The sequence below is a fragment of the Ekhidna sp. genome (assembly GCF_964218185.1).
Lineage (GTDB): Bacteria > Bacteroidota > Bacteroidia > Cytophagales > Cyclobacteriaceae > Ekhidna.
The window spans coordinates 1,046,897-1,072,796 of the sequence record NZ_CAXPLV010000005.1 but is presented as its reverse complement, the minus strand read 5'-3'; the positions used below and the strand labels follow the sequence as shown (position 1 = coordinate 1,072,796).

Genomic DNA, 25,900 nt, shown 5'->3' with positions numbered 1-25,900 from the left:
TTAGATATTTTACTATTTCGACAAAACCGGTGACATAAGGCTGTCACTCAGATGGATTTTTTTGTGTCATGTTCAACTATTAATCAACAAAATGATGACAACACAAGAAGTAGCCGATGAATTTGTAGCCCTGTGCAAAGATGGAAAATGGGAAGAATGTATTAAGAAATTTTACTCTCCTGAAATCAAAAGTGTAGAGCCGGAAGGTGCTTTCTGGGGCACGGTTCAGGGGCTTGAAGCCATTGCCAAAAAAGCCGAAGAGTGGCATGGAATGGTAGCCGAATTTCATACCATGGAAATATCAGATCCTATCGTTGCGGAGAATTTCTTCTCTATGACCATGAAATCTAAAGTGACACTGAAAGACATGAATGAGCCCATCAACATGGATGAGATATGCGTGTATGAGGTAAACGATGGAAAGGTGGTAAAAGAGCAATTCTTCTATACGCCCATGCCTGAGTTTGCTTAGATCAAAGCCTGGAAGAATTATAATGCATAAACCGTCAGAGATGGCGGTTTATGTGTTTCTTTTGATAGGATTCAATATCTGACTTTAACTTACCAAAGCATTATCTAATTCAATAACTATGAAAATTGCGATCATTTTTCTATCAATCCTGACTGCAACTATTGCGTTTCAATTCGGAATGGAGTTAAACATGAAGAAATTAGCTAATCAAGATTTAACCAAACTTGAAAATGTTAGAAAAAATCAGGAGAATTTATTAGCTCAAAATGACTCGTTTAATGGATGGAAACTTTATGAGAATTTATACAGAGAATCAAATGTTAAAATGAAAAGAAAATTCTTCATTAGTCAATTCAAAAAGAGTCATAATATTTACTCTATTGAACTCAATAGAAAGAACTTTATCTTACTCGAATATCAAGCACGAGATTCATTTGACACAAATAAGGCAATAAAACTATACTATTTTAACAATGATGATTTAAAATCTGAGGCAGTCTTAGTTGGAGAATATCTAAATGTTCTCGTAACATCATCTCTCGAAAAAGTTTCAAATCTCATTTTTAAATCAGCTGATTCATTAGTTGTCCAAACTTCTTCATTTACATTTTCAGATATTATTAACGATGGCAAAACATTGTATTTATCAGATACAATAACAACCTATTACAATTTTGGAAATAATGAGATTACTTTATTAGATAGTGACACACTTAAGTACTCATGGGAAGAGTAATAAATAACTTTAAAAGTTTACACTCTTGAAGAATCTCCAAATCACATCCGATCCTATAGCTAAACACGCCTTCGCCACCTACCCTCTACAGGCAAAGGAGAAACTTGCTCATCTCCGCAAGCTCATTCTGGAAACTGCCGATGAAATCGGAATAACGGATTTGGAAGAAACCCTGAAGTGGGGAGAGCCGAGTTACCTCAGCAAACATGGAAGTACCATCCGCATCGACTGGAAAGAGAAGAAGCCTGATCAGTATGCAATGTACTTCAAGTGCACCAGCAAACTCGTCCCATCCTTTCAGCTAGCCTTTGGTGATTTATTCAACTATGAGACTACCCGAGCTATCGTATTTAAGCTTAATGATGAAGTACCTGAAAAGGAACTGAAAGAGTGCATTAAAGCGGCATTGAGGTACCATAAGGTAAAGAAGCTACCGTTGTTGGGATTGGGAGTGGATGAATAAAACATCTCCCGCACCTTAGCTCAACAAAACACACTCTATTGGGGGATTGCGTCATTCCGGTTTTGGAGGTACGAGAAATACCGGAATCTAGCAATGAGATTCCTGAATCCCTCCTTCGTCAGTCTCAGGAATGACGTTAATGATTAATCCACCTCCACAAACAATCCTTCCTCGGTTTTATTCACCTTTGCGAATCCACCCTGGGTTAGTTTTTTGATTGCTTTATCCCACTTTTTATTAGAAAGACCGGACTGTTCTTTGAGCGCATTCAGCTCTAGCTTTCCTTCCTTTTCCAGCATTTCAAATATGGCTTTTTCATCGCCGCTCAGTTCTGCTGCTTTAGACTTAACTTCTGGTCGCATCTGAGGGAAGAACAATACATCCTGTATTGAATTGGAATTTGTCATAATCATGGACAGACGATCTATCCCTAATCCTACTCCTGCAGTAGGTGGCATACCAAACTCCAATGCACGAAGGAAATCTTCGTCCAAGGTCATAGCCTCATCGTCTCCACGCTTGCCAAGCTCAAGTTGTTCTTCGAAACGCTCGCGCTGATCTACAGGATCGTTAAGCTCAGAGTAGGAGTTCATTATCTCTTTACCATTACAGATCGCTTCAAACCGTTCCACTAACCCTTCTTTGGACCGGTGCTTTTTAGTCAATGGAGACATCTCCACCGGATAATCTGTAATGAAAGTCGGTTGAATTAGAAGTGGCTCGCATTTCTCACCGAAAATTTCATCAATGATTTTTCCTTTAGCCATGGTCTCATCAAGTGGCACTTCCAGCTTCTTGGCAGTCTCTCTTAGTTCCTTCTCATCCATCTCCGAAATGTCAATTCCAGTGAAATGCTCAATCGCTTCAAACATGGTGAATCGTTTCCATGGTCGCTGGAAGTTGATCACATTGTCCCCAACCTGCACTTTAGTGTCTCCATGAAGATCCATCGCCACCTTTTCGATCATCTCCTCCATCGTATCCATCATCCAGTTGTAATCCTTGTAGGCTACATACAACTCCACCTGGGTAAACTCTGGATTATGGAATCGGCTCATTCCCTCATTTCGAAAATCTTTGGCAAACTCAAATACTCCATCGTATCCTCCAACGATCAGCCTTTTCAGATAAAGCTCGTTCGCAATACGCAGGTAGAGAGTCATGTCCAGCGTGTTGTGATGTGTCTTAAACGGACGAGCCGCAGCTCCTCCGTATAGAGGTTGCAATATTGGTGTCTCTACCTCCAAATATCCTTTTCCTGCCAGGTATTCACGAATGGAATTCACAAGCTTAGTTCGCTGAATAAACGTGTTTCTGATTTCAGGATTCACAATCAAATCCAGGTATCGCTGACGATATCGCTGCTCAGGATCTTTGAATGCATCGTGTGTCTTTTTGTTGCCTGCTTCATCGGTCGTCTCTTTCACAATAGGAAGCGGACGCAAAGATTTGGTTAGCATTTTGAGGTCAGTCACATGGATGGAAATCTCACCAACCTCCGTCTTAAATACATAACCTTTGATGCCGATAATATCTCCAATGTCCATCTTCTTCTTGAAAATGTCATTATACAGTGTGGTGTCATCTCCATCACTGATATCATCTCTTCGTATGTAAATTTGAATCCTCCCTACCGAATCCTGAATTTCAGCAAACGAAGCAGAGCCCATAATCCGACGACTCATGAGCCGTCCGGCAATGGAGATATTCTTGAAGTCTTCAGGATTCTTCTCAAAGTTCTTCTTAATATCTGCTGTGGTAACATTCACATCAAATGAAGCTGCCGGGTATGGGTCTACCCCCATAGCCATCAATTCTTCTCTGGATTTTCTTCGTTGGATTTCCTGTTCGCTCAGTTGCATTTTTTTTGCTTCGTCTTCTTTCTAAAAATTTTTATTTCGCTGACTTCCTTCTTTTCAGCTCTTTTTTCACCAATGTATACTCTCTTCCGCTTTGTCCGGCAATGGAAGTGTTTTCCTCAGCCCTTCTAAACAAATACGGCAATACTTTCTCCACCGGACCGTAAGGAACATACTTAGCTACATTGTATCCCAAATCCGCCAGCTTAAATGAGATATTATCACTCATACCCAGCAGCTGCCCGAAAAAGATTCGATTGTCCTTATTGCTGATATTTTGCTCTGCCATCAGCTGGGTCAGAAGCTTGCTGGAATTTTCATTGTGCGTACCCGCACAGATCCCCATTTTGTCAATATGCTGCATGCAGTACCTAAGAGCTTCATCATAGTCTTTGTCCACCGCCTCTTTGTTTTTGTGAATGGGTGACTCGTACCCCATCTCTTCAGCCCTGTCACGCTCTTTTTCCATGTACGCCCCTCTCACCAGTTTCGCTCCAATGTAATAGCCCTTTACTTCAGCTTCAATCTGAGCTCTTTTCAGTCTGTCCAGCATGTCGTGACGATATAGCTGATACGTATTGTAAACGATCGGTCGTTCCTTGTTATACTTTTCCATCATGCGATAAGCCACTCCATCAATGAAGCTTTGAAACCATGACTCTTCCGCATCAATCATAACCATCAAGCCTTTACTACTTGCTTTCTTCACAATCTCATCCACACGCTGCTCAGCATAGTAGAGCTTTGTTTTTTCAATCTCAGTAAGCTTTTCTTTGGCCTGGGCCTTGGTCATCAGCTGGGTTGAGCCCAGTCCTGAAAGCTTAAGCACACAAAACGGAATATGATCATTGGTAGAGGCAAAATCAATTACTCTTAGAGCTTCTTCTTTGGTGTCGTTGTACCCGTCCTCATTTTTCAAACCCTCTACAGAATAATCTAAGATGGTCTGCACATTGTGATCCCCCAGGAGCTTGATCTTCACTGCACAGTCTTTTACAGATTCACCACCACAAAATTGATTAAAGATGGTTTTTTTAATGATCCCTTTGACCGGTAGTTTAAGCTTTAGTGCCAAATTGGTCATCACTGTTCCCATCTTTACCATCCATGGTTTGCTCATGGTAGTAAATACAAAATGAGAGTTCTTTAATTCTCCGGTGGTACGATAGGCAAATGCCGTTGCAGTATCATCAAAATTGATTGGCTCTGATTGCATATTTTTGAAAATCGGTGTGCAAAGATAGCTAACAGATTCACACCATTATCTGTTTAAACAAATGTCTAATAATCTCCCTCCATACTTAACTATTTCTCAGGATATTTCTGCTGATTTAGCAGAAGCAATTTCTGTAATCCAGCCGGATAAAATTGCAATTCTGATTGACGAAAACACAAAGAAACATTGTCTTCCATTGATTGATATCCGACATGAAGAAATCATTGAAATAAAAAGTGGAGAGACCGAAAAAACATTAGAGACTTGCAATCAAATTTGGAGTAAGCTTACAGATGGGGGATTTACTCGAAAAAGCCTACTCGTCAATCTAGGTGGGGGAGTGATCGGCGACATGGGAGGTTTTGCGGCGGCAACTTTCAAACGAGGGATGCCATTTATAAATGTGCCAACGACACTTCTTTCTCAAGTTGATGCCAGCATCGGGGGAAAACTGGGTGTTGATTTTAATGGACTAAAAAATCATATTGGGTTGTTTCAAGATCCGAATAAAGTCATCATCCATACTTCATTTCTAAACACACTCTCTGAACGAGAATTGAAATCAGGTTTTGCAGAAATCATCAAGCACTCTTTGATCAAGAGTCAAGAGCAGTGGAATTATCTTCTGTCCAGGTCATTCGAATCGATCCAATGGGATGAGGTAATTCCAAAATCGATTGCAATAAAATCAACAGTGGTAGATGCTGATCCTAGAGAAAAAGGCCTTAGAAAGATTTTAAATTATGGTCACACCATCGGTCATGCTTTGGAGACCCATTACCTCAAAAGTGAAACACCCCTGCTACACGGAGAAGCTGTTGCCTTGGGAATGATTCTGGAAAACGAGATTGCTGAAAGAATGGGGATGCTTAATAACGAAGCAAAGACTGAGATAAAAAAATATCTGGAAAATATTTATCAATTCCCTAAGATGCTTCCAGGCTATGAAGAGCTTGCTAAACATCTTAGTCAGGATAAAAAGAATGATCAAAAAGGATTGAGATTTTCTCTGTTGGAGAAAGTAGGCATGTGCACGTATGATGTGCTTGTAGATGAGTCTATTCTAAAAGATATTCTTAGATAAACAAATCATCTTTTTCGCTATTCCGATCATCTTGTGAAGTCTGTTGTTCTTTCTTTTTCACCACCTTCTTAGGTGTGGTTAGAAAAAAAGTAAGAGCTCCCAAGGCGATGGAGGCGAAGATGGTTCCGATAGTTCTTGATCTTGACATATTATAATTTATTGACAACTTAGCAACGTAAAAAGTTGTGATGTTGTTCTTCAAAAAACCTGCCAAATATTGAAATATCGACTAAAAAAGCATAATTCACGATTAAAGGGTACAATTACACTAGAATCTTCAAAAAGTGAAAGTAACAGAGCGTTGATAATCAATGCCCTTGCAGATGGAGATCACTCAAACATTCACAACCTATCCAATGCTCGGGATACCCAAACCATGCTCAAACTACTGAGCCAAAAAGATGGCATGTATGATGTGAAGGATGCAGGCACGACTATGCGATTTCTTACCGCTTATTTAGCAATCAAGGGGAAAGATGCTACAATAACGGGAACAGAGCGGATGAAAAACAGGCCAATTGGACCATTGGTAGACGCACTCCGATCCATCGGAGCAAAAATCGAATATCTCGGAAAAGACGGCTATCCGCCGTTAAAGATTCATGGCATTGAAGGACAGTTATCGAACAAAATTTCAATACCCGGAAATATCAGCAGCCAATATATCAGTGCGCTTTTGATGATTGCTCCATGCCTTCCTCATGGACTCACTCTAGAATTGACCACTGAAATTTTCAGTCGACCTTATATTGAGATGACACTTTCATTGATGGAAAGTTTTGGAGTGAAAGCAAGTTGGAAAGAGAACTCTATTAGCATAGCACCTCAGTCTTATCAACCAGTCAATTACACTATTGAAGGAGACTGGTCAGGGGCCAGTTACTGGTATTCATTCGTTTCATTGGCTCCAGAAGAATCTTCATTGGTTTTGCCGACGCTTAGAAAAAACTCGACTCAGGGTGATATTGCTATTGCTAACATCATGGCTAAAATGGGAGTTTCCAGTGTATTTGAAAACAATGGAGTGCTTTTGCAAAAAGTAGAGGCTGCTAAAAAGTCATTGTCACTAGACTTCAGAGACTGTCCTGATCTAGCACAGACTGTAATGGTTTCAGCAGCTGTGAACGGAATATCCCTCGAGATGACTGGGCTGGATAGTTTGAAGATCAAAGAGACCGACAGAATCCTTGCCATGCAAAATGAGCTGGCCAAGCTAGGCGCTAAACTTACTGAAGATGTTGACCTCTGGAGACTAATTCCTTCAACCAATCTACAAGAAGGAATTGAAGTAGACGTTTACGAAGACCATCGAATGGCAATGGCTTTTGCTCCACTTTGTCAGCTAATGGATGTGACAATAAATGATCCGGATGTGGTCCAAAAATCGTATCCAGGCTTTTGGGATGAGGTGAGGGAGTTAGGTGTACATATCGAGACGGTTAGTAGCTAACTTTCAAGTTTTTAATCTCCAAGTCGACCACCCAGCTTGGATGAAATAACGAAAACCAAACACCCTCCTTTTCAGTCCAACCGCCCCAGCCAATTTTCAGACCACCAATCGGCACATTTGACGTCCAAAGCTTCCAGGCTTTGGGAAAACCTTTTTCATCGATGATCCATAGATAACTATCCCCAGGGGTCACACCACCGGAAGTGTAGGTAACTAACAGCCCTCTCCCCTCATTAACCTTAACAGTCGATCGCATCACACCCTCATCCCGAACTTTGAAGGGAGCTACCAACCAAAATGAATCATTCAAAAAGTATTCATAGGCCTCATATTGAAGTGTGCTATAATCCTCAGGTGACTGATTCAAATCCAAAAAAACTTCATTATTGTCCCACTCAACCGTTACCTGATTACTGACCCTATCCCACACATAGCTATGCCCTCCAGGATATGTAAATTCGATCACAGCAATAGAGTCATAACCTTGCTTATTGAGTGCACTGAGCATCTCATCCGCAAGCGCCTCCGCTTCCTGTCCTTGCGTACCATCAGGTACGGATTCATCAATGAATAGGTAAGCTAAAATTCCTATAATTATAAGAACCACAAGTCCTGCTCCAAGGTATTTCAATATCGCTTTTATCATATCAAATCCAGTGTAGGTAACAATTTAGGAGCTTTTCTGACCTTTGTAGCCTGCTCAAAAGCATAAGCAATGCTTATCAGTTTTGGCTCCTGGTACTTTCCGCCAAAGATGGACATTCCTACCGGAAGCCCATGAACAAATCCGGCGGGAACAGTAATATTCGGATAGCCTGATCGGGCTGCAGGTGTGGAACTTCCCGTGCCAAAATGATCTCCATTGATGACGTCTATAGGCCAGGCCGGTCCTCCGGTCACTCCAACTATTGCGTCCAGATTGTTTTCCTTCAATGCATTGTCAATTCCATTTCTGGATACTTCAGTTACCACTTTGAGATGCTCCTTATATTCTTCATCTGTCAATGGCCCCTTGTTGTCCGCTCGTTCCAAGATTCCTTGAGGGAAATAGGGCATTTCGACATCTGCATTGTCCTTGTTAAATTGAATGATGTCTGAAAGTGACTTCACTTTTGCGTCTGGACGTGATTCCAAGTATTTGTTCAGGCCATCTTTAAATTCAAAAAGCAACAGCTCTAAACCAGAATTGCCATAAGCATCATTTTCATAAAGCTTGATGTCTTTAACCAAAGTAGCACCCTGTGCTTCCATGGCTGCAAAAGCTCGTTCCATGATTTCATCAACTCGCTCGTGATAGCCAATCGTTCCACTTAACACTCCTATACGCTTTCCTTGTAATCCATTTTCATCAAGAAACTGAGTGTAATCGGTATAGCTATTACCTTCACTTTCGTTAGTTCTTTTATCTGCTTCATCTATTCCGACACAGGCACCTAAAAGAGCTGCCGCATCAGCAACCGTTCTTCCCATTGGCCCGGCTGTATCCTGTGTTTCAGATATCGGAATGATTCCATCCCTACTCCACAATCCTACCGTAGGTTTAATGCCCACCACTCCATTGGCCGAGGAAGGACAAACGATCGATCCATTGGTCTCAGTTCCAATGGTCAGCGCACACATGTTTCCTGATACCGCTGCTCCAGATCCTGAGCTTGATCCACACGGATTACGATCCAATGCATAGGGATTTCGTGTTTGTCTGCCTCTCCCACTCCAGCCACTAGAAGAACGAAAAGACCTAAAATTCGCCCATTCGCTAAGGTTAGTTTTTCCAAGCAATACCGCACCTGATTCACGTAATTTCTGTACAATGAACGCATCATCCGGTGCAGTCGATCCAGCCAGTGCCATGGAGCCTGCTGTGGTCATCATTTTATCACCTGTGTCAATGTTATCCTTAATCATTACCGGAATACCATGAAGCGGTCCTCTCACTTTGCCTTCCGTCCTTTCTTTGTCTAATTCATCAGCAATGGCCAATGCATCCGGGTTGGTTTCTATCACACTATTTAATCCATTTTCACTTTGATCCTTTTCTTCGATCCGTTTGAGGTATAGCTCACAAATCTGGCGAGAGGTGTATTTACCTGACTCCATTGCTTCACGCAATTGTGTTATTGTCCACTCTTCCAGTTCAAAGGGTTTACCCTTCCCTTGTTTGGATTCATTGGATGATTCTGGAGAAGCACAAGCTTTAATCCCAAGAAAAGGGATAGCTCCCGTGATTGCGCTAAGCTGAATGAAATTTCGTCGCTTCATAGGTGAGTAATTTTAGTTAGGTTGCAAGACATTAAATTTAATGAGATGAAAACATTTATTTCAACCCTCCTTCTATTTGCTTCCATTTGCATATTTGCTCAACCTGAAACTGAGGTATATCTGCTGGATCTGGAACGATCTGGAAATGATTTTAAGCTAAAAAATGCTATCAACATCTCCGCCAATCCGGGATATGATAACCAACCAGCATTTTGGCCAGATGGTAAGTCAATGATCTATAGCCGAACTGTAAAAGATCAAACCGAGATCGCTCGTTATTTTTTAGGAAGTGATAAAACAGAGATTATTACCAACACCCTCCAGGGTAGCGAATACTCACCAACTCCAACACCTGGAGGTAAGATTTCTAGTATTAGGCTTGACACCACTGGGTTACAGTTGCTGTACTCGTACAACCTTAAAGGTCAAAGTAAAGTGTTGGTTAATGATCTGGTTATTGGCTACCATGCGTGGATTAATAAAGAAGATATTGTTGCATTTGTTCTAGGTGACACTTCTACGATGCAAATCATTAATACGAAGAAGGGAACGGCTAAAATTGTCGCAAAAAATATTGGTCGGTCATTACATAAAATTCCCGGATCAGAAGGATTTAGCTATGTAGATAAATCCGTCAATCCCTGGATGATTAAATCAATGCATCCAAAAAGCCTTAAGACCCAATCACTGATTGCTACACTTGAAGGGTCTGAGGACTACTGCTGGACTCCAAATGGTTTCATAATCATGGGATCAGGTAGCAAACTATATCTATGGAAAAGAAGTGGAGATTGGAAGGAGATTGCTGATCTCACATCAGAGGGAATATCCAGGATTACACGTATTACAGTTTCACCTGATGGGACGAAGTTGGCGATTGCTGCTGAGTAAATCAGCGCTTTTCACCAAGTAAATTTTAGATAATCTTTACTCGTATCTGATTTGATTTTCAACTCATTAGGGTAAGGCTCGTTACTTTATTTCAAATCATTATCTGATGCGAAAAAACCTAACAGCATTCCTAATAGTATCCTCACTGCTATCGTGCAACTCACAACACGAAAAAAATGAGGAGCCAGAATCTCTATTATTTCAATTGGTGGATAACCGTCCATACATTGAAGTGGAAGTCAATGGTGTGAAGGGCAAGTTTATCGTTGATACGGGTGGCGTACATGGGATGAACACTGATTTCGCTGAAAAGGCCGGCGTGAAAAAAGAACGATCATTCACCATACAAGGCGGAGGAGATGGAGAACAAAATGCCTGGTATGGAGAAGAAACAACCTTCCACATCATTGGAACTTCCATTCAAACACAGTCAAACGATCCGATAATCCTGAATCTAAATGCTATTCGAGATTCGCTATCTCTGCCCTTTGCCGATGGCGTTCTTGGTCTGGATTTATTCAGGAAGTACGACTTATCCATCAACTACCCAAATAGGCGAATGACCTTTTATGAAAAAAGTGAGTATCCCAAGGATGGCTATGATGTAGTTCCCTTCACTTTCTATCGGAACCAGATACCGATGATCAAAATGGAGATCGATGGAGTGGAAGGAGAATTCACTGTCGATACAGGCGATAGATCCATGCTCACCACTTTCCAGGGTTTTTACCAATCGCTGGATACGGCAAGCATTGAGCTTAGCGAACTACGGAGAACAGGCTATGGAGTCGGTGGGCCTATAATGGCCAGAGAATACACCTTGCCATCTGTAAAAATTAGTGATGGATTACAATTTCTCTCAGTTAAGACACGGGTGCCAGATCACTCCGCTGGTGCCTGGGCTAGAAGTACGCATGCGGGCAATCTGGGTAGTGGTATATTGAAAGATTATGAGGTGATCTTTGATTACGACAAGAAAGAAATGCTGTTTAAAAAACCGCCCACTCTCAGCATTAAAGAATTCACTTATCGAACAACAAACTTTGACTCTACTACTCAATGGTATCTTGGTCGCCTTCCTTTTGAAGTCATCGCACAAACAGATTCTTCATTAACACTTCAATATCAGTACGCTCAGATAAAATTTATCAGGGACTCGAAGCTTCCTACATTGAATGATTACAAAATAGAGCGAGCTAACAAAAATCCCAATGGTGTTTTCAAGTTCGGGTTTGATGTGCCTGACACTCAAGAGTTAATTAAAACCTCCTTTCCAAAGCCAGAAGATCTGATGTTTGGGCGGCCCATCGTTGTTTGGGGTAGACCCATGTTTCTCGTTAAGGATCCTGAAGGAAATGTGATTCAATTTTTCGAAGGAGGGTCTTTTTGGAAAAATAGCTTCTATGCGTTACTCACTGACTCAGATGAGCAGTACGATGAATTCTCTGAGTTTGTAATGGAAAATGGAATGGTTCTGAACTCAGACTTCAGCAATGATAGTACCGGAGTTAACCAACAAAATTATGTGCAGGGTGACATTAAAATTGAGCTTCTCAAAGTAGCAAGAATGGCTGAAGCGCCATATAACCAGGTGGGTGCTTCGGGTGTACAGTTACCAAAAGCATACAAGAGTTTGACTTTTGCGTCAAGTCCTCCACTTCGTCATCATTCCGCTGGCGTTTATTTCAATGATAACATCTATTTGTTTGGAGGAACCAGCATTAACAACTGGACTGGACATTCAGATTTCTGGAAGCTACACCAACAGCGCTGGTCAAGGCTTCCAGCTCAGGGCCCGTCACCACGCTCGAGCCATTCACTATTTACTACACCGAATTCAAAAGCTATTTATCTTTTCGGTGGGTGGAATGACAATCAAGTACTTGGAGATTTTTGGAAGTATGAAAATGGGGAATGGATTCAAATTAATGAAACCACACCTCTAAATAAGCGATACTCACCCGGAATCGCCTATGATCATAAAAATGATCGTATCATCCTATATGGTGGCTGTGGACCAGACAGACAGAACTATGGTGACACCTGGTCATTTCAGAATGGAGAATGGAGGCTACTTTCAGAGGAATCTTCTCCCGGTGAGCGCTGTAGGCCTCAATTGGCCTATGATGAAGTGAATGAAAAAGTACTTCTCTTCGGAGGATCTGGGGGTAAGGGGGAAACATGGATGCTAAATGGCGATGAGTGGAAAATCGTCTCTGACACAGGCCCTAAGCCTAGGTACAACCATGTCATGGAGAGCGACGAAAGTAGAAAACGAATTGTGTTATTTGGGGGAGCAGCTCCCGGAGGAGTTCGATTCAACGATACCTGGGAGTGGGATGGTCAAGAATGGAAAATTATGCCCCCTTCAGATAGCCCTTCTGAACGAGACATGAGCGTAATGGTGTACGATGAGTCTGGTCAATTAATACTTCTCATTGGAGGCAGGACACCCAAATGGAATCCTCTCAACGATCATTGGACCTGGAATGGGACAAACTGGACTAAAATCAAATAAGAACAACATGAAAAACAATCTTACATTATTTCTACTCGCACTATCATTTGGCCTGCATTCACAATCCCCCCAAGAGACTGTAGATGCCCTATATGCATCCATTAATTATGATGGTAAAACCATACCTGACTTTAAAAAATCCCAGGGCTTATTCACTGAAAAGGCACAATTTAAGTGGGTTAATGACTCAACAGTAAATTCTTTTACACCTTCAGAATTTCTAAAGATTTACGAGGATCAAATCAAAGAAGGAATCATTTTAAAGGCCTCCGAATATGAAATCTCGAACGAATCGGAGGTTTATGGAAACATTGCTCACTTCTTCAGTTCCTATAAGGCTGAAGTTCAAACTTCGCAGGGAATCCATGAAAAAAGAGGCATCAATAGCATTCAGCTTATTAAGAATGAAAATAACGAATGGAAGATAGCAGCCATGGTATGGTATGATGAAGATGAGGCTAATCCCCTTCCATTGATGCTGGATGATAAGTATTCTACTGACAGGCAAAAGATCGAGAAGGCTGCATTGAACTATGTAGAAAGTATCTATAAGGTAGATACCACTCTTTTGAAGAGTGTTTCACCGGATTTGGTAAAACGTGGCTATTACTACTCGAGGAAAAATAACATCTGGTCATTAAGCCCAATGACCTATAAGGAATTGAAACACACGGCAGCCACATATAATCAGAAAGGGTGGATACCGGCTTCTGCACCCCAAAAGGTAGAAATTCTAGACATGGATGAACGTGTAGCTAACGTGAAAGTCTACGCCATCTGGGGATTTGATTATCTACTCATGACCAAGAATGATCAGGGTGACTGGATGATTGATCAAATTTTATGGCAGAGTTATAATCAAAGTGATCAGGCACGGATGGTTAGCAAAATGAAGAATAAATAATCGAGCAATGAGGGCAACATACCACCTGATTTTTTTCTATTTATTCATTGCATGCAATCAAAATCGTGGCGAAAGTTTTGATAACGAGAATCTAGTTTTAGCACAAATGGGAGACCTTGAAAAGTGGCAAAACCTTCAGTCGCTCTACATCAAAGCAATTCATGAAGAGCAAAGACTTGATTTCCCATACTACTCAGAGATAAAACGCAACCTATCACCTACAAAGGTCTGGGTTCATCAGTGGACAGATGAGTTTGATAACATTCGCTACTTTAATGATTCAACCGGGTGGAATCTAAGAAATGGAGTTAGGTCGGAAATGGACTCTTCTATGTATGCCTTCCTTAAAAATTGGGATAGACATTTATTCTATCGAACGATTAAGAATCTTGCCTCAAAAGAGTATCAAGCAAACGATCTAAATGATTCAACATATACAATTTGGGATGGAGACTATTTTATCGCCAAAATCATCTTAAGTGATAAAGGACTCCCTTACAAATATTTTACTCCAACAATCTCTGGTGATACCTCGCTGACAGTTTATACAAAGTGGTCTGAGACTGATGGGATTGTTCACCCGGATGTATCTATGGCACTGGACTCGAGCTTTGTCTTTACAGCTGAAATTTGGATGCCTTATTTTGAAGACACAACTTATTAAAGCTGTGGATTAATTGACACTTGCATAAACTTATTTCGATTAAAAGTGTATCCTTATAACTAACCTATCATGAAAAAGCTACTTCAAACTTCTAATGATATCCTTCCTTTCATACTTCGTATAGGATTAGCTATTGTCATACTGCCTCATGGATTGCAGAAGCTACTTGGAATATGGGGTGGACATGGCCCTCAATGGACAGTGGACATGTGGCAGAAATGGTGGGGTCTACCAGGCTTTGTTACCTGGTTGGCTATTCTTTGTGAATCAATCGGTATGATCTGTCTCATGCTTGGGCTAGGCACACGTTTTATTGCTGGATCGTTTGGACTTATTATGCTAGGTGCCATCTATCTGGTTCATGCAAGGTTTGGTTTTTTCATGAACTGGTATAACCAGCCAGGAAGGGGTGAGGGATTTGAATTTCACCTGCTAGCACTTACGCTAGTAATAGCCTTACTGATAAAGGGTAGTGGTAAATGGTCAATTGACTTGTTAATTACTCAACAATCAAAAAATAGCGATCGATGAAAAGAAGAGATTTTATCAAAGGCACGCTAGCAGCTACAGCCTTAACGACCTTTTCAGTACCGACTCTTGCGACAAATAAAAAGCTAAAAGTGCTGATGTTGGGAGGTACCAATTTCGTTGGGCCTCATTTCGTTAATCAATGTCTCAGAAACGGACATGAGGTTACCTTATTCAATAGAGGTGAAACAAATCCTGATTTGTTCTCTGGATTGGAATGGATAAAGGGAAACCGGTTTCCAGATCAAGGTGATGGATTAAAGGGGCTTAGAGGAGATCGAAAATGGGATGTAGTAATCGATACATGGCAAGGAGCTCCGGTTTGTGTTGCCCAAACTGCCAGCCTTTTGCAAGGAAGAGTAGATCAATACATTTACATTTCTTCAATTGCCACTTTTCGCAACTACAAAGAACATAACATGAGCGAGGAGTCTCCATTGCTCGACGTATCTGAGATCATGGAGTCCTTTGACGATCATTATTATTCAGAAAGGAAACGAGCTGGTGAGCAAAATGTCAAAAAGTACTTTCCGAAGGGTGGGACAATATTGCGTTGTGGAAGTATTCTTGGCGAGAACCTGAATTATAATGAAGTGCCCACGCTCTCATTCTATGAATATCATTTTCTCCTTGGCAAGGATGTCATCTTGCCTGATGATGAAAGTGCAAAATTTCAATTAATAGATGTCAAAGATTTGGCAGCATTTGGATCGCTGACGATGGAAAATTCCTTATCTGGAGACTTTAATATGGTAGGTCCTGAACAAACGCTCAAGTGGAAGACTTATGTGAATCTTCTACATAAAGCCACAAGGAGCACTTCCAAAATTCATTGGGCTAAAACAGAATGGTTAACCGAGCGAGGAATTCAAGAATGGTCTGACATTCCAAACTGGATTCCGATGAGTTCGTCTGAACCTGGCTTTTATACAATCAATAATAAAAAAGCGATCGATACCGGCTTGGCATTTGAGTCTGTATATACAACCTTGGTTGATGGAATTAACAATCTTTCGATAAATAAAGTACGAGAGCTTAAAAACGTTGGAGGATACAGTGAAGAAACTCGACTCAAGCTGATTGATGAGTGGGTTAGAACTAATGCTAAATAGAAAAGATCAATTGTTAGTCATATGAAAAGAAGAGACTTTCTATATGTGATACCAGGAGTTCTTGGATCGTTTGCTTTCTTAGCTGAAGTCAGGAAACTTCCCATTACCATGTTTTTTGAAGATGATGGCATAGTACCCAACAGCAAGCTTCCATTGCTGCTTTACAAAAAAGCATTTGACGAACGAAATAATGACGGTGCTGAATGGCTGGAAAAGAGGTTTCAAACCAATGATTGGAGCAATTCATGGCGAAATGGAATTTTTGACTTCCAGCACTATCATAGTATCGCTCATGAGGTACTGGGAATTTACAGTGGAGAAGCCGAGGTATTGCTTGGTGGAGATCAGGGAGAAAAGGTAATTGTAGAAGCTGGAGATATTATAGTAATCCCTGCCGGAGTTGGACACAAGAACCTGGGCAGCCATAATCTTGGAGTGGTAGGCGCCTACCCGGAAGGTATGCCGGTCGATATCATCAGATGTCAGCCTGGTGACCGACCAGGTACTGATAGAAACATAGCAGCGGTACCAAATCCTAAAACAGATCCATTGGATGGAAAGTCCGGATCGCTACTCAAACTATGGGGTAAATCCTAAAATAAGTAAATCATGAAATCAATACTTATCTCTTTACTGGTACTTACTGGAATCGGATGTAATGCTCAAATTAATCTTAGCCAACTGGACGGATTCATAACATCAAAAGAATTAACCAAGCTTGAAATATTAGGTGAAAATGGCATAAATCAATTATTGATTGACGACACAGATAAAAATTACCTGAGATTAAGCGTCAAATCAGAAGAACTATATGTGGCAAGTCTGTGCATTTGCAATGAGAAAAATGAGGTTTCTGTTCTTCATGCCTCAGCAGCTTTAGGACAGATTCTATACAAGAAATCAGAATCCAGTTGGACAACTAATCAAAAATTCGATTGGCAAATGAGAGAGGAAGGAATGGAGGCTGGAATTCTAGAAAAACGGAAAAGGTATCTTGATAACTTTGGTTGGGTGGCAAATACCATGGGTATGGGACAAGCCGGGGAGACTGAATTCATCATTGACAGAAATAAATTTAAAGGGGAGCTCAAGCTAGCCATCGGCCTCATGACAGCCAGAGATCCTAACGACATTATCGGCATTCCAATAAGTGACGGAGGGGATTGCGCTGATCACATGCTGGTCAGTGGAGATCCTAAGTCCAGCTACTACTTTGACCCAAGCTCATGGATAGTCATCATGGATTAAAGCAACACAGGCTTGCCCCTGAACTACTAAAACAGAGGCAAGCGCTACCAACCACACTCAATTGAAACTTTAGTTTTTATTGATTCACCAACCGAATAATTACTCCATTTGGCTGTCGCAAGCCACCGAATCCGCTTTCAAACAAGTCCCCCTCTGAGGTTCCATCGGACGTATAAATTTTCAAGGTTGAGCCTCCTCCATTGCCAACTAGCAGCTTCCCATTCGGCAGCATATCAATGCCCTCCGGCTGGGTTAATCCTGAAGCAAATGTTCCAATAAAAGATCCATTAATATCAAATTCCTGGATATTTCCACCTGTCCAATCCAGCACCAAAACTTCATCATTGGATGTAATCCAGATATTGGTTGGTCCCTGAAGGTTCGATGAGATAAAAATTCCCAGGTCATTCCCTTCTGAGTCGAATTTTCTTACCGTTCCTTGAAATGAAGAGACATAAAAGTTTCCATTTGCATCCCAGTCCATCCCGATAGCCTGATTTATGCCCGCATTGGTAAATTCTCCTTCTAAAGTCCCATCCAGATTATACCTCAGTACAGGTGCAGAGTTGTTCCATTGCAGCACATAGAGCAAATTATCCGATCCAATCTTCATTCTCGTGGGGCCGTTTGATACAGTAGCAAACCTCCCCCTGTACTCCCCTGTATTAATATCAAATTCATCAATGCTATTGCTTGAGAGATTTGAAACCAGCATTGTTCCCTTGTCTTCCAGAAACACAATATCCTGAGGCCAGGCCAGGTTTGAGCTTATGAGTGTCTCCGCAAAACCACCGTCTTCATCATACCTGATCACCTTGTAGGGACCACCGTTATTAAACTGTGCCGCATCGGTCACATATATTTCGGTGCGAGGTGCTGTACTATCCCAGATACGAAAATCAATGCTCTCAGATAGATCATCTACTGTCGCTGTTACAGTGACATCTCCAATAACCAGACCAGTCACAACACCATCTGCATCGACGGATGCATTAGTATTACTTGCGGTCCAGGTCACTTCTGAAGTGATTTCGATATCATTTCCATTTTGATCTTTTCCCGACAAGGATAGCTCTACCGTCTCGTTCAGGTCTATTTTCCCTGAATTGTTTTCTATAACTATCGAGGTGAGAACTAAAGGTTCTGCATCACTTCCACCCCCACAGCCAATACAAAAAGCCAGCAGCCAAAAATATTTATTTAGCATTTTCATGATTTTCTATTTTATGATTAGTTAATCAGCCCGTGTATAATTAATCCTCCAATTAAGATTCCAGGTCTCGCCCCCATCTGTAGATGCTTCCCAATCCCAGGTAAACGCATCCTCAGTGATATCATAAAATCTCATTCTGGAAATGGACTCCTTCCCATTTGGAAGCTGTCGTGGACTGGTCATTTGAAAAATTCTGGTATCGCCTTCCATGATGCCGATCAAATCAATGTAGCCACCCTGACTATCAGCCCAAGCCTGATGCCATTTGCCATCGCGGGGATTAAACGTACTGATACTGGTACCGAGGTATCCTTTAAAGTTTCCTTCCGTTGCTTCAAAGTTTTCCTGGATCACCCGCCCGTTTAGTTTCTTTTCGATCAAATTGGTACCCTTTCCCCCATCCCATGTCAAATCCCACTTTCCCACCCAGAAATCCATCTTTGCAAGATCTTCTTTTGAAGGTTGTGGCGGTTGCTGTGCTACTGCAATCACACACCATATAAGTCCGGTTAATAGTAAAGTCGTTTTCATATTTTTTGTTTTTGTTTTGATAAGATTAACGATCCAACCTCCTTCAACACTTAACTAATCATCCCTTTGAGGTTAACATTAACGAATATTTATCCCCCAATTCCGTTTCCTGATTAGATTTATCCGTTGATGAAAAGTATAGGAATTACCTTTTCATCCTTGTTACAATAAAATCATGACCTGGGAACTCGTACTTTTTTTAGCGGCCGCTATCAATGGAGTAATTCTATCATTGATGTTCATCATTAGCGAGAGCAAGCGCAAGCGCTTCCTTGGATTGTACTTGCTTATGTTCTCCATTACTATCCTGCACTATGTCAATTATTGGTCAAAACTGGTCAACCCGCCAGTGTTGGTAACCTGGCTTTTTGTTACCTCAAACTGGCTGATGCCTTTTTCATTTTACTATTACATAAAAAAAGGGGCGAAACTTAACCACCTGCCTTTTCATCTGATGCCTGCTTTGATTTTCACTCTTTACTGGCTTGCTATGCGCTATTTCATTCAAGCACCACCATCCTACTATCCCATAGCCAATCAGGTAATTATGTTTTGTAAAATCTCGCTGTTTACCGGATATGGATTTGTCATTCTAAAAACAGCAAAGATCAGCAGCATCAACAAGCTGTTTATGCTTGCGTATGCTTCTTTCGTCATTGGACTGATCGCATACTCTGCCTCACTAAAATTCGGTTTCTATACGCTCAGACTGGACTACATCATCTGCGCAGGGTTTGTGTTACTGACCTATGGGATCACTTATTTTGGAGAATACAGCTTTATCAAAGAAAAAATCAGGCCTAAATATTCCTCCAGCAGCCTTACTAAAGAGGATGGAGATTACCTGGTGCAGAAAATCAATAAAGTGCTTGAACAGAATAAGTACTACAAAGATCCGGACTTCAGCTTGTCTTCCTTTGCGGAGAAACTGGGCGTTCCGAAGTATCGAATCTCACAGGCACTCAATGCATTTTCAGACAAATCTTTTTCAACCCTCATCAATGAGTTTCGGATAGAGGAAGCCAAACAAAAACTAAGTAGTGATGCAACAAGTCATTTAAAACTTGAAGCCATTGGTGAAGAAGTGGGGTTTAAAAACAAAGTATCGTTCTATAACAACTTCAAGAAGATGGTAGGTAAATCGCCGGGGGAATTCAGGGAAGAGTACATGCACCAGAGTGCTTAAGATTTATGATTAGATAAAAAAAAGCCATCCGCCGGCTGGCGGATCGCCCTTTCATTTTGAGTCTAGTCCTTGACCTCAGAGTTCATCTACTGATTTTTTGTACATCCTGAAAAACAAGAAGGGTAAAAAGCCGATTCCAAATACCAGGAAACTGAGTCCTAGCATTAGTCCTGCCCCCATCAGATGCAGAAACTTCATGGTTATGGAAGTTACCAATAACAGAAATGATACTCCTCCGAATATCCATTTCAAACGCTCAGACAACACTTCTCTTGCAAAATTCTTATACCGATTAATTAAGAATAATGGAATGAAAATAAATGCCAGACCTAAAGCTCCAACACCAAGCAAAACCCCTGCACCTGGCAGGTGTAGTAATTTAAAAGCGATACCGGCTATCCAGGTCACTGTGAACAGATAGCCTACAACATACATTAGTCGTTTCATAAATATGATTTTTGAGTAATTGAATAAAAAAATAGTTTCTTGTTGTATTTCGTCCAGCCCGTGTGGTGCGGTTTGCAGATAAGCGTTTTCCAGAGCCTGCTCGAATGAGCTACCGCGACCCATATCAATCTCGACGAGGCAGCAGAAATGATCAATCAAATCATCCTTCAGTGCTTGATTTTTAATGGAGCTGCTTTCGACCTCTGCTATGATTCGATCTTCGTATTCTTCAGCAATCATATGGCTGACGATGTTTTTAAGTCGCTGAAAATTACTTTCTCAATCGTCTTGATAAAATCTCGCATTTCATCCAGCAAAGTCTCCTTTTGCTCCTCCCCTTTGGTAGTCAGCTTGTAGTACTTTCTTACTCGCTTGCCAATACTTACTTCCTCGAAGGTGAGAATTCCATCCTTCGTCATTTTATGTAGCGCCGGATACAAAGACCCATCCTTTAAGTGAATCTTCCCATCGGTCTTTTCCTTAACCATCTGAGAAAGCTCGTAACCGTACATCTTGCCTTTCTCAGAAAGCACTTGTAATACGATCACTTCCAATGTTCCTTTTAAGAGTTCTTTCGAATACATAATGCAACAATACATCAAGTATTGATATATTACAAATAAATACCTCATTATTTGAGGTATTATTTTCAACAATCATCAATTTTAGCTTAAATGGATACTTTTGCATCAATGAAAATCAAAGATCACTGGCAATACACCGACGAAGAATATGAGAAAATCTTCGGGTCTTATAGACTTAAACCGGGAATGTTCACGCATGAAGCACACCTGCGACTAGCGTACATTCATATTCGGAAATATGGACGGAAGCAAGCTGAGCAAAACATGTGTGACCAGATCAAAGGGTTTGCGGAATCGCTTGGTGTCTATGATAAGTTCAATAAGACGGTGACAATCGCATCAGTGAAGGCAATGGATCACTTCATGCAAAAGGCAAAGACTGACAATTTCAAAGACTTTATAAAGGAGTTTCCCCGTTTGCTGACCAATTTCAAAGACATCCTAGGACAACACTATGGCTTCAATGTATTTGCAGACAAACGAGCCAAGAAAGAATTTGTGGAACCAGATTTACTCCCTTTTTAATTTTTCCTCTTCGGATGCAGTTCATGAAAAAAGATGTCTCCATTAGGAACATCAAACTCGATTCCTTCTACATTTAGGTTATTGTCCAACTCAAAGGAAACGGTACCAAAATCAAACCAAGCATGTTCTTTATCCCATTTGATTTCATAGGTATCATAATGCCAGTGTTCTAAAGTCGCACTCAATTCTGGTGCATCTTGAAAACTGATCCGTAATTCGTTCTCCTCATTAGAAACTATAATGTTACCATACATGGGATCATAATAGGTGCCAACCATTTCAGCTTCTTCTACAGATGGTGTTGTACCCATCTTTCGTGCTACCAGTCTTTCCTCTACATCTTCTTTGTGGCCATTTCTAGATCTTGCTCTTTCCAAATACTCTGCGGACCAGTCACGCATATCTTTTTTCAGGTATTGATTCACAATGTAGTACGCCAAAGGAGTGGAGATTCCCTCCATTGTATTGGTGAGTACAACTACACCTAGCTTTAAGTCTGGTACCATCATAACCCTGGAGTACATACCGTCATATCCTCCTCCATGGCTAACAGCCATTGTTCCGTAATAGTCCATTACACTCCATCCTAATCCATACCCCGCAAAATGCCTTCCCGGGATTGATTCTTTAGAACCTTCACTCAGCTTAAAATTATTATGTGGTGTCCACAACAGGTTTTGCTGTTCTTTTTCAATGAATTGCTTTCCGTCCCACTCACCTCCATTCAGGTTCATCATCATCCATTTGGCCATATCAGTGGATGATGAAATAATTCCTCCAGCTGCACTAGGAGCATCCCAGCTGGCCCATTCGATTGGTACCGTCCCATTTTCTAAGGTTGGTTTGTGAGGTATGGCTGTATTTTCAGGTAAGTCGTTAACGCTGATAACAGTATTATTCATCCCCAAAGGATTCATGAAATGCTTTTTCACATAGGCTTCCCATGGCTCTCCTGTCACTTGTCGAATCACCTCACCAGCTACAATAAACATCAAATTGGTATACCCATATCCATCACGGAATTCAAATGCCTCAGGCACATAAGCTGCCTGCTTAATGATCTCTTCAGGGGTTTTCTCAGTCTTATACCAGATTACATCTCCACTGAAAGTTCCTAGTCCAACCCTGTGGCACAAAAGATCTTCTATGGTGACCATGGAGGAAATGTATTCGTCACCATAAAGTGTGAAGTATGGCAGGTAATCCCTTACCTTATCTTTCCATGATAGCTCTCCCTCTTCTACGAGTTTGGCTATGCAGGAAGCGACAAAAGCTTTTGAATTGGAGGCAATCGCAAAAAGGGTATTATCATCTACCTTATCCTTCCCTCCAATCTCCTTTACTCCATACCCTTTACTGAGAACAATCTTCCCATCTTTCACAATCCCAACAGACATGCCCGGCACATTCCAGTCTTTTCTCGCTTGCTCGATATATTTGTCAATAGCTTTGACATCAACCTGTGCCCGGACTGAAATAAATAAAAGTAAGAGAGATAGGAATAATAGCTTTTTCATTCTTCTGGGTTTGATGAAGAACGAAAATACGAAATAAAGCTATTTGATGCTACCAGGTAGAGCTTTTCGCATTCAACACCGCCTTCATCACATCTTTTTGACTGATCTGGCCTATCAGCTTGCCTTCATGTACAACAGGGAATCGGCGCAATCTCTTTTCAAGAAACATCTTAGCTGCCTCAAATATGTTGAGGTTGGGATCTACGGTGATCACATTTTTTGCCATGTGTTCTTCTACCAATCCTGTGAATATAGGCATGTTATCATACTTCCCTTTTACCACTTCCTTAAGGCAGTCCCCTTCTGAGATAACCCCTACCAACTCACCCTGATCGTTAACTACTGGTCCCCCTGATATCTTATGCTTCATCAAAGCATCTACCACTTCATGCATGGGTTGTTTGGGATTGAAAGTAATCAACTTTCTGGCCATATAATCCTCTACTTTAAGGGCTTGTGATTCCTGGATTTTAGGAGCTTCTGCTCCCCGATAGCTCATTACCATATTTAGCTGAATTTAAAGTGTTAAGTAGCATAGAATCTACTCAAAAAACACGAAATAGCCAAATTTAGTATTAGCGTAGATTAGCTGGAATGATCGGATACAATGACCCACTGATCTCCCAATCGTCTGAAAAGAAGTGAAAAGTGGCCATTGGGATTATCGCTCTTTCGCTTCAAACTCCATTTTCCTACTACCGACCAAAAATCGTCACTCAATGGATCAATGATGAGAAGTTCAAATGTTAGTTTACCCATGGCTGACTTATCCGGATAGGATTTTTTGTAATTATCCAGGGTTTGCTGCCATCCATATGTCAGGCCCTTGCTGCCAATAAAAACTAACTGATCAGACTTCCAGTAGCCTTCCATGAAACACTCCAGATCTCCTGCATTCCAGCACTCTTGCTGCTGAGCCAACACATCGCGAATGGCCTGCTCGTCAGGGCTTTGTTGTGAAAACGTGAATGAAGTAATTAAAAAAAGTAAGAGACCAACTTTTCTCATTTTCTAAGATACGTTTGAATCTTAGCTTTTAACGTCTCTTTATCTGTAGTAATGTGCGGATCGCTGTAAATTTTCAGCATCATTTCACGAAGTACATCCTCATCATATCCCAGCTTGCTGGCAATCCGTGCGCAGAACTTTATTTCCTCCTTGTAGATTCGCCCGTCAATCTTCATCAACTGCACCACATTGTAGAGGTAATCGTATCGCTGATCATCGGAAAGGGTCTCCAATCCCTCAATAACTGACGGATCTTCAAAACACTCACTAATCTCCTCTGCAGACATTCCATTGGCTTTGCCGATCTGCTTGATCAGATCAATCTCCTCCTGAACTACTACTCCATCCACACGGGCAAGCTGCACCAGCATGTTCAGATGAGATCGGATGATATTTGGAAAATTATTGTCGATGACTCTTTCGATTAGTTACTAAATTGCTTTAAAGGCTTTTCACTGATGAATCACAAAAGTAAACCCACCATTGTTAATCTCAAACTATTATGTCTGAGGTCTAAAAATGAAAGGAAATAATGAATTTTCTAGCGCACCTATATCTAAGTGGAAATGATGAGGAACTTTTGGTTGGTAATTTCATCGGTGATTTTGTGAAAGGATCACAAATGGATCAGTATCCAGCTAACATCCAAAAGGGTATACGTCTGCATAGAAGCATCGATTCATATACAGATAATCACGAGGTGGTACTTCAAAGTAAAATTAGATTGAGAGAGAAATTCCGCCACTTTGCTCCAGTGATTGTGGATGTCTATTACGACCATTTTCTCGCAAAAGACTGGACGAGCTTTTCAAATACACCACTATTGGAGTACACGGAAAACTTTTACCAAACCATGGATTCTTACTATGACATCTTACCAAAAGGCGTAGTGCATATGCTCAGCTACATGGCAAGAGATAATTGGCTCTACAATTATCAATTCATAGAAGGTATAGATAAGGCCCTTACTGGCATGAGTAGGAGGACTAAATATGAAAATAAGATGGACGAGGCATCTCAGGCATTGATTGATCACTATGAAGATTACAAGCAGGAATTTCATCAGTTTTTTCCTGAGTTGCAGAATCATGTAAAAAACTTTGAGGCATGAAAGACTTTTTAATGGTAGGATTGGGAGGATTCTTGGGAAGTATAGCCAGATATGGAGTTTACATTTTTACAGCCAGGTTTTATCCCGACAAAACTTACTCAGGAACACTTGTCGTCAACCTGATCGGTTGTTTACTAATTGGATTATTGAGTGGAGGAGCCATAAAACTTAGTAACCAAACAACATTATTTCTCATCGCTGGACTATGTGGTGGGTTCACCACCTTCTCTGCCTTTGCATTGGATGGATTGAAATTGATTCGTGAAGGTTTGATACTACAGTTTGTGATGTATGCGTCTGTAAGCATGATCGGGGGATTAATTGTTTGCCTGGCAGGATTCTACCTGACCTATAAAGCATAATCTTTCTTCCAT

At 41.0% G+C, this 25,900-nt stretch carries 30 protein-coding genes; 17 read left to right on the top strand and 13 right to left on the bottom strand.

The window, feature by feature from the left end; all coding sequences use genetic code 11:
* The first annotated feature begins 91 nt into the window (after positions 1-91).
* The 3 genes from ACEQZT_RS10460 to ACEQZT_RS10450 all read left to right on the top strand — a co-directional run bounded on the left by ACEQZT_RS10460 (position 92) and on the right by ACEQZT_RS10450 (position 1,671).
* Positions 92-472: a SnoaL-like domain-containing protein gene (locus ACEQZT_RS10460; RefSeq protein ID WP_370089371.1), complete on the top strand. Its 381-nt coding sequence runs from the start codon at positions 92-94 to the stop codon at positions 470-472.
* A gap of 118 nt (positions 473-590) precedes the next feature.
* A complete protein-coding gene (locus ACEQZT_RS10455; RefSeq protein ID WP_370089370.1) occupies positions 591-1,208 on the top strand; it encodes a hypothetical protein in 618 nt (205 codons plus the stop codon).
* 25 nt (positions 1,209-1,233) lie between these two features.
* Positions 1,234-1,671 (top strand): DUF1801 domain-containing protein, encoded by a 438-nt coding sequence (locus tag ACEQZT_RS10450; protein WP_370089369.1) that lies wholly within the window; start codon positions 1,234-1,236, stop codon positions 1,669-1,671.
* A 143-nt stretch (positions 1,672-1,814) separates the two neighbouring features.
* Here the strand turns inward: ACEQZT_RS10450 and lysS are convergent, their stop codons facing one another.
* Both lysS and ACEQZT_RS10440 read right to left on the bottom strand, forming a co-directional pair.
* The gene (lysS, locus tag ACEQZT_RS10445; protein ID WP_370089368.1) at positions 1,815-3,533 is read right to left on the bottom strand and encodes a lysine--tRNA ligase; all 1,719 of its coding nucleotides are present in this window, start codon (positions 3,531-3,533) and stop codon (positions 1,815-1,817) included.
* 31 nt (positions 3,534-3,564) lie between these two features.
* Positions 3,565-4,746 (bottom strand): proline dehydrogenase family protein, encoded by a 1,182-nt coding sequence (locus ACEQZT_RS10440; protein WP_370089367.1) that lies wholly within the window; start codon positions 4,744-4,746, stop codon positions 3,565-3,567.
* A gap of 61 nt (positions 4,747-4,807) precedes the next feature.
* Here ACEQZT_RS10440 and aroB point away from each other — a divergent pair, with 61 nt between their 5' ends.
* Positions 4,808-5,830, top strand: coding sequence for a 3-dehydroquinate synthase (gene aroB, locus ACEQZT_RS10435; protein WP_370089366.1), 1,023 nt, complete (start codon positions 4,808-4,810; stop codon positions 5,828-5,830).
* Here aroB and ACEQZT_RS10430 read toward each other — a convergent pair.
* The gene (locus ACEQZT_RS10430) at positions 5,823-5,978 is read right to left on the bottom strand and encodes a hypothetical protein (RefSeq protein WP_370089365.1); all 156 of its coding nucleotides are present in this window, start codon (positions 5,976-5,978) and stop codon (positions 5,823-5,825) included. The genes aroB and ACEQZT_RS10430 overlap by 8 nt on opposite strands.
* Before the next feature lie 69 nt (positions 5,979-6,047).
* Between ACEQZT_RS10430 and aroA the strand changes: the two genes are divergently transcribed.
* Positions 6,048-7,280, top strand: coding sequence for a 3-phosphoshikimate 1-carboxyvinyltransferase (gene aroA / locus ACEQZT_RS10425; RefSeq protein WP_370089364.1), 1,233 nt, complete (start codon positions 6,048-6,050; stop codon positions 7,278-7,280).
* Here aroA and ACEQZT_RS10420 read toward each other — a convergent pair.
* Positions 7,270-7,926 (bottom strand): hypothetical protein, encoded by a 657-nt coding sequence (locus ACEQZT_RS10420; protein ID WP_370089363.1) that lies wholly within the window; start codon positions 7,924-7,926, stop codon positions 7,270-7,272. The two genes, aroA and ACEQZT_RS10420, sit on opposite strands and share 11 nt — an antisense overlap.
* A complete protein-coding gene (locus ACEQZT_RS10415) occupies positions 7,923-9,539 on the bottom strand; it encodes an amidase (RefSeq protein WP_370089362.1) in 1,617 nt (538 codons plus the stop codon). Before ACEQZT_RS10415 ends, ACEQZT_RS10420 begins: the two co-directional genes overlap by 4 nt.
* A gap of 45 nt (positions 9,540-9,584) precedes the next feature.
* On the opposite strand from ACEQZT_RS10415, the gene ACEQZT_RS10410 reads away from it, so the two are divergent.
* The 8 genes from ACEQZT_RS10410 to ACEQZT_RS10375 all read left to right on the top strand — a co-directional run bounded on the left by ACEQZT_RS10410 (position 9,585) and on the right by ACEQZT_RS10375 (position 17,404).
* Entirely contained in the window at positions 9,585-10,430 is an 846-nt protein-coding gene (locus ACEQZT_RS10410) for a hypothetical protein (RefSeq protein WP_370089361.1), read from the top strand.
* A gap of 106 nt (positions 10,431-10,536) precedes the next feature.
* Entirely contained in the window at positions 10,537-12,948 is a 2,412-nt protein-coding gene (locus ACEQZT_RS10405) for a kelch repeat-containing protein (RefSeq protein WP_370089360.1), read from the top strand.
* 7 nt (positions 12,949-12,955) lie between these two features.
* A complete protein-coding gene (locus tag ACEQZT_RS10400; RefSeq protein ID WP_370089359.1) occupies positions 12,956-13,852 on the top strand; it encodes a nuclear transport factor 2 family protein in 897 nt (298 codons plus the stop codon).
* A 7-nt stretch (positions 13,853-13,859) separates the two neighbouring features.
* Complete coding sequence (locus ACEQZT_RS10395; RefSeq protein WP_370089358.1) at positions 13,860-14,516, top strand: hypothetical protein; 657 nt, start codon at positions 13,860-13,862, stop codon at positions 14,514-14,516.
* 69 nt (positions 14,517-14,585) lie between these two features.
* Positions 14,586-15,047 (top strand): DoxX family protein, encoded by a 462-nt coding sequence (locus ACEQZT_RS10390; RefSeq protein ID WP_370089357.1) that lies wholly within the window; start codon positions 14,586-14,588, stop codon positions 15,045-15,047.
* Positions 15,044-16,156 (top strand): NAD-dependent epimerase/dehydratase family protein, encoded by a 1,113-nt coding sequence (locus tag ACEQZT_RS10385; RefSeq protein WP_370089356.1) that lies wholly within the window; start codon positions 15,044-15,046, stop codon positions 16,154-16,156. Before ACEQZT_RS10390 ends, ACEQZT_RS10385 begins: the two co-directional genes overlap by 4 nt.
* A 21-nt stretch (positions 16,157-16,177) precedes the next feature.
* A complete protein-coding gene (locus ACEQZT_RS10380) occupies positions 16,178-16,753 on the top strand; it encodes a cupin (protein ID WP_370089355.1) in 576 nt (191 codons plus the stop codon).
* Positions 16,754-16,765: 12 nt separating this feature from the next.
* A complete protein-coding gene (locus tag ACEQZT_RS10375) occupies positions 16,766-17,404 on the top strand; it encodes a hypothetical protein (protein WP_370089354.1) in 639 nt (212 codons plus the stop codon).
* A gap of 76 nt (positions 17,405-17,480) precedes the next feature.
* Here the strand turns inward: ACEQZT_RS10375 and ACEQZT_RS10370 are convergent, their stop codons facing one another.
* Together ACEQZT_RS10370 and ACEQZT_RS10365 are read right to left on the bottom strand one after the other, a co-directional pair.
* The gene (locus ACEQZT_RS10370) at positions 17,481-18,617 is read right to left on the bottom strand and encodes an Ig-like domain-containing protein (RefSeq protein ID WP_370089353.1); all 1,137 of its coding nucleotides are present in this window, start codon (positions 18,615-18,617) and stop codon (positions 17,481-17,483) included.
* Positions 18,618-18,638: 21 nt separating this feature from the next.
* Positions 18,639-19,148 (bottom strand): hypothetical protein, encoded by a 510-nt coding sequence (locus tag ACEQZT_RS10365; RefSeq protein ID WP_370089352.1) that lies wholly within the window; start codon positions 19,146-19,148, stop codon positions 18,639-18,641.
* 175 nt (positions 19,149-19,323) lie between these two features.
* Between ACEQZT_RS10365 and ACEQZT_RS10360 the strand changes: the two genes are divergently transcribed.
* Positions 19,324-20,334: a helix-turn-helix domain-containing protein gene (locus ACEQZT_RS10360; RefSeq protein ID WP_370089351.1), complete on the top strand. Its 1,011-nt coding sequence runs from the start codon at positions 19,324-19,326 to the stop codon at positions 20,332-20,334.
* Between the two features lie 75 nt (positions 20,335-20,409).
* Here the strand turns inward: ACEQZT_RS10360 and ACEQZT_RS10355 are convergent, their stop codons facing one another.
* Both ACEQZT_RS10355 and ACEQZT_RS10350 read right to left on the bottom strand, forming a co-directional pair.
* Positions 20,410-21,021, bottom strand: a complete 612-nt coding sequence (locus ACEQZT_RS10355; RefSeq protein ID WP_370089350.1) for a hypothetical protein — start codon at positions 21,019-21,021, stop codon at positions 20,410-20,412.
* A complete protein-coding gene (locus ACEQZT_RS10350; RefSeq protein WP_370089349.1) occupies positions 21,018-21,365 on the bottom strand; it encodes a PadR family transcriptional regulator in 348 nt (115 codons plus the stop codon). The genes ACEQZT_RS10355 and ACEQZT_RS10350 overlap by 4 nt, the downstream gene beginning before the upstream one ends.
* A gap of 90 nt (positions 21,366-21,455) precedes the next feature.
* Between ACEQZT_RS10350 and ACEQZT_RS10345 the strand changes: the two genes are divergently transcribed.
* The gene (locus ACEQZT_RS10345; RefSeq protein ID WP_370089348.1) at positions 21,456-21,890 is read left to right on the top strand and encodes a hypothetical protein; all 435 of its coding nucleotides are present in this window, start codon (positions 21,456-21,458) and stop codon (positions 21,888-21,890) included.
* Here the strand turns inward: ACEQZT_RS10345 and ACEQZT_RS10340 are convergent.
* From ACEQZT_RS10340 to ACEQZT_RS10325, 4 genes are all read right to left on the bottom strand, one after another.
* Positions 21,887-23,407: a serine hydrolase gene (locus tag ACEQZT_RS10340; protein ID WP_370089347.1), complete on the bottom strand. Its 1,521-nt coding sequence runs from the start codon at positions 23,405-23,407 to the stop codon at positions 21,887-21,889. The genes ACEQZT_RS10345 and ACEQZT_RS10340 overlap by 4 nt on opposite strands.
* 49 nt (positions 23,408-23,456) lie before the next feature.
* Entirely contained in the window at positions 23,457-23,906 is a 450-nt protein-coding gene (locus ACEQZT_RS10335) for a CBS domain-containing protein (RefSeq protein ID WP_370089346.1), read from the bottom strand.
* An 86-nt stretch (positions 23,907-23,992) separates the two neighbouring features.
* The gene (locus ACEQZT_RS10330; protein ID WP_370089345.1) at positions 23,993-24,415 is read right to left on the bottom strand and encodes a DUF4440 domain-containing protein; all 423 of its coding nucleotides are present in this window, start codon (positions 24,413-24,415) and stop codon (positions 23,993-23,995) included.
* Positions 24,412-24,786 carry a TerB family tellurite resistance protein gene (locus tag ACEQZT_RS10325; protein ID WP_370089344.1) on the bottom strand — a complete coding sequence of 125 codons (375 nt, stop codon included), beginning with the start codon at positions 24,784-24,786 and terminating at the stop codon, positions 24,412-24,414. The genes ACEQZT_RS10330 and ACEQZT_RS10325 overlap by 4 nt, the downstream gene beginning before the upstream one ends.
* Before the next feature lie 161 nt (positions 24,787-24,947).
* On the opposite strand from ACEQZT_RS10325, the gene ACEQZT_RS10320 reads away from it, so the two are divergent.
* Positions 24,948-25,526 carry an ACP phosphodiesterase gene (locus ACEQZT_RS10320; RefSeq protein WP_370089343.1) on the top strand — a complete coding sequence of 193 codons (579 nt, stop codon included), beginning with the start codon at positions 24,948-24,950 and terminating at the stop codon, positions 25,524-25,526.
* Positions 25,523-25,888 carry a CrcB family protein gene (locus ACEQZT_RS10315; protein WP_370089342.1) on the top strand — a complete coding sequence of 122 codons (366 nt, stop codon included), beginning with the start codon at positions 25,523-25,525 and terminating at the stop codon, positions 25,886-25,888. Before ACEQZT_RS10320 ends, ACEQZT_RS10315 begins: the two co-directional genes overlap by 4 nt.
* The last annotated feature ends 12 nt before the right edge of the window (positions 25,889-25,900 follow it).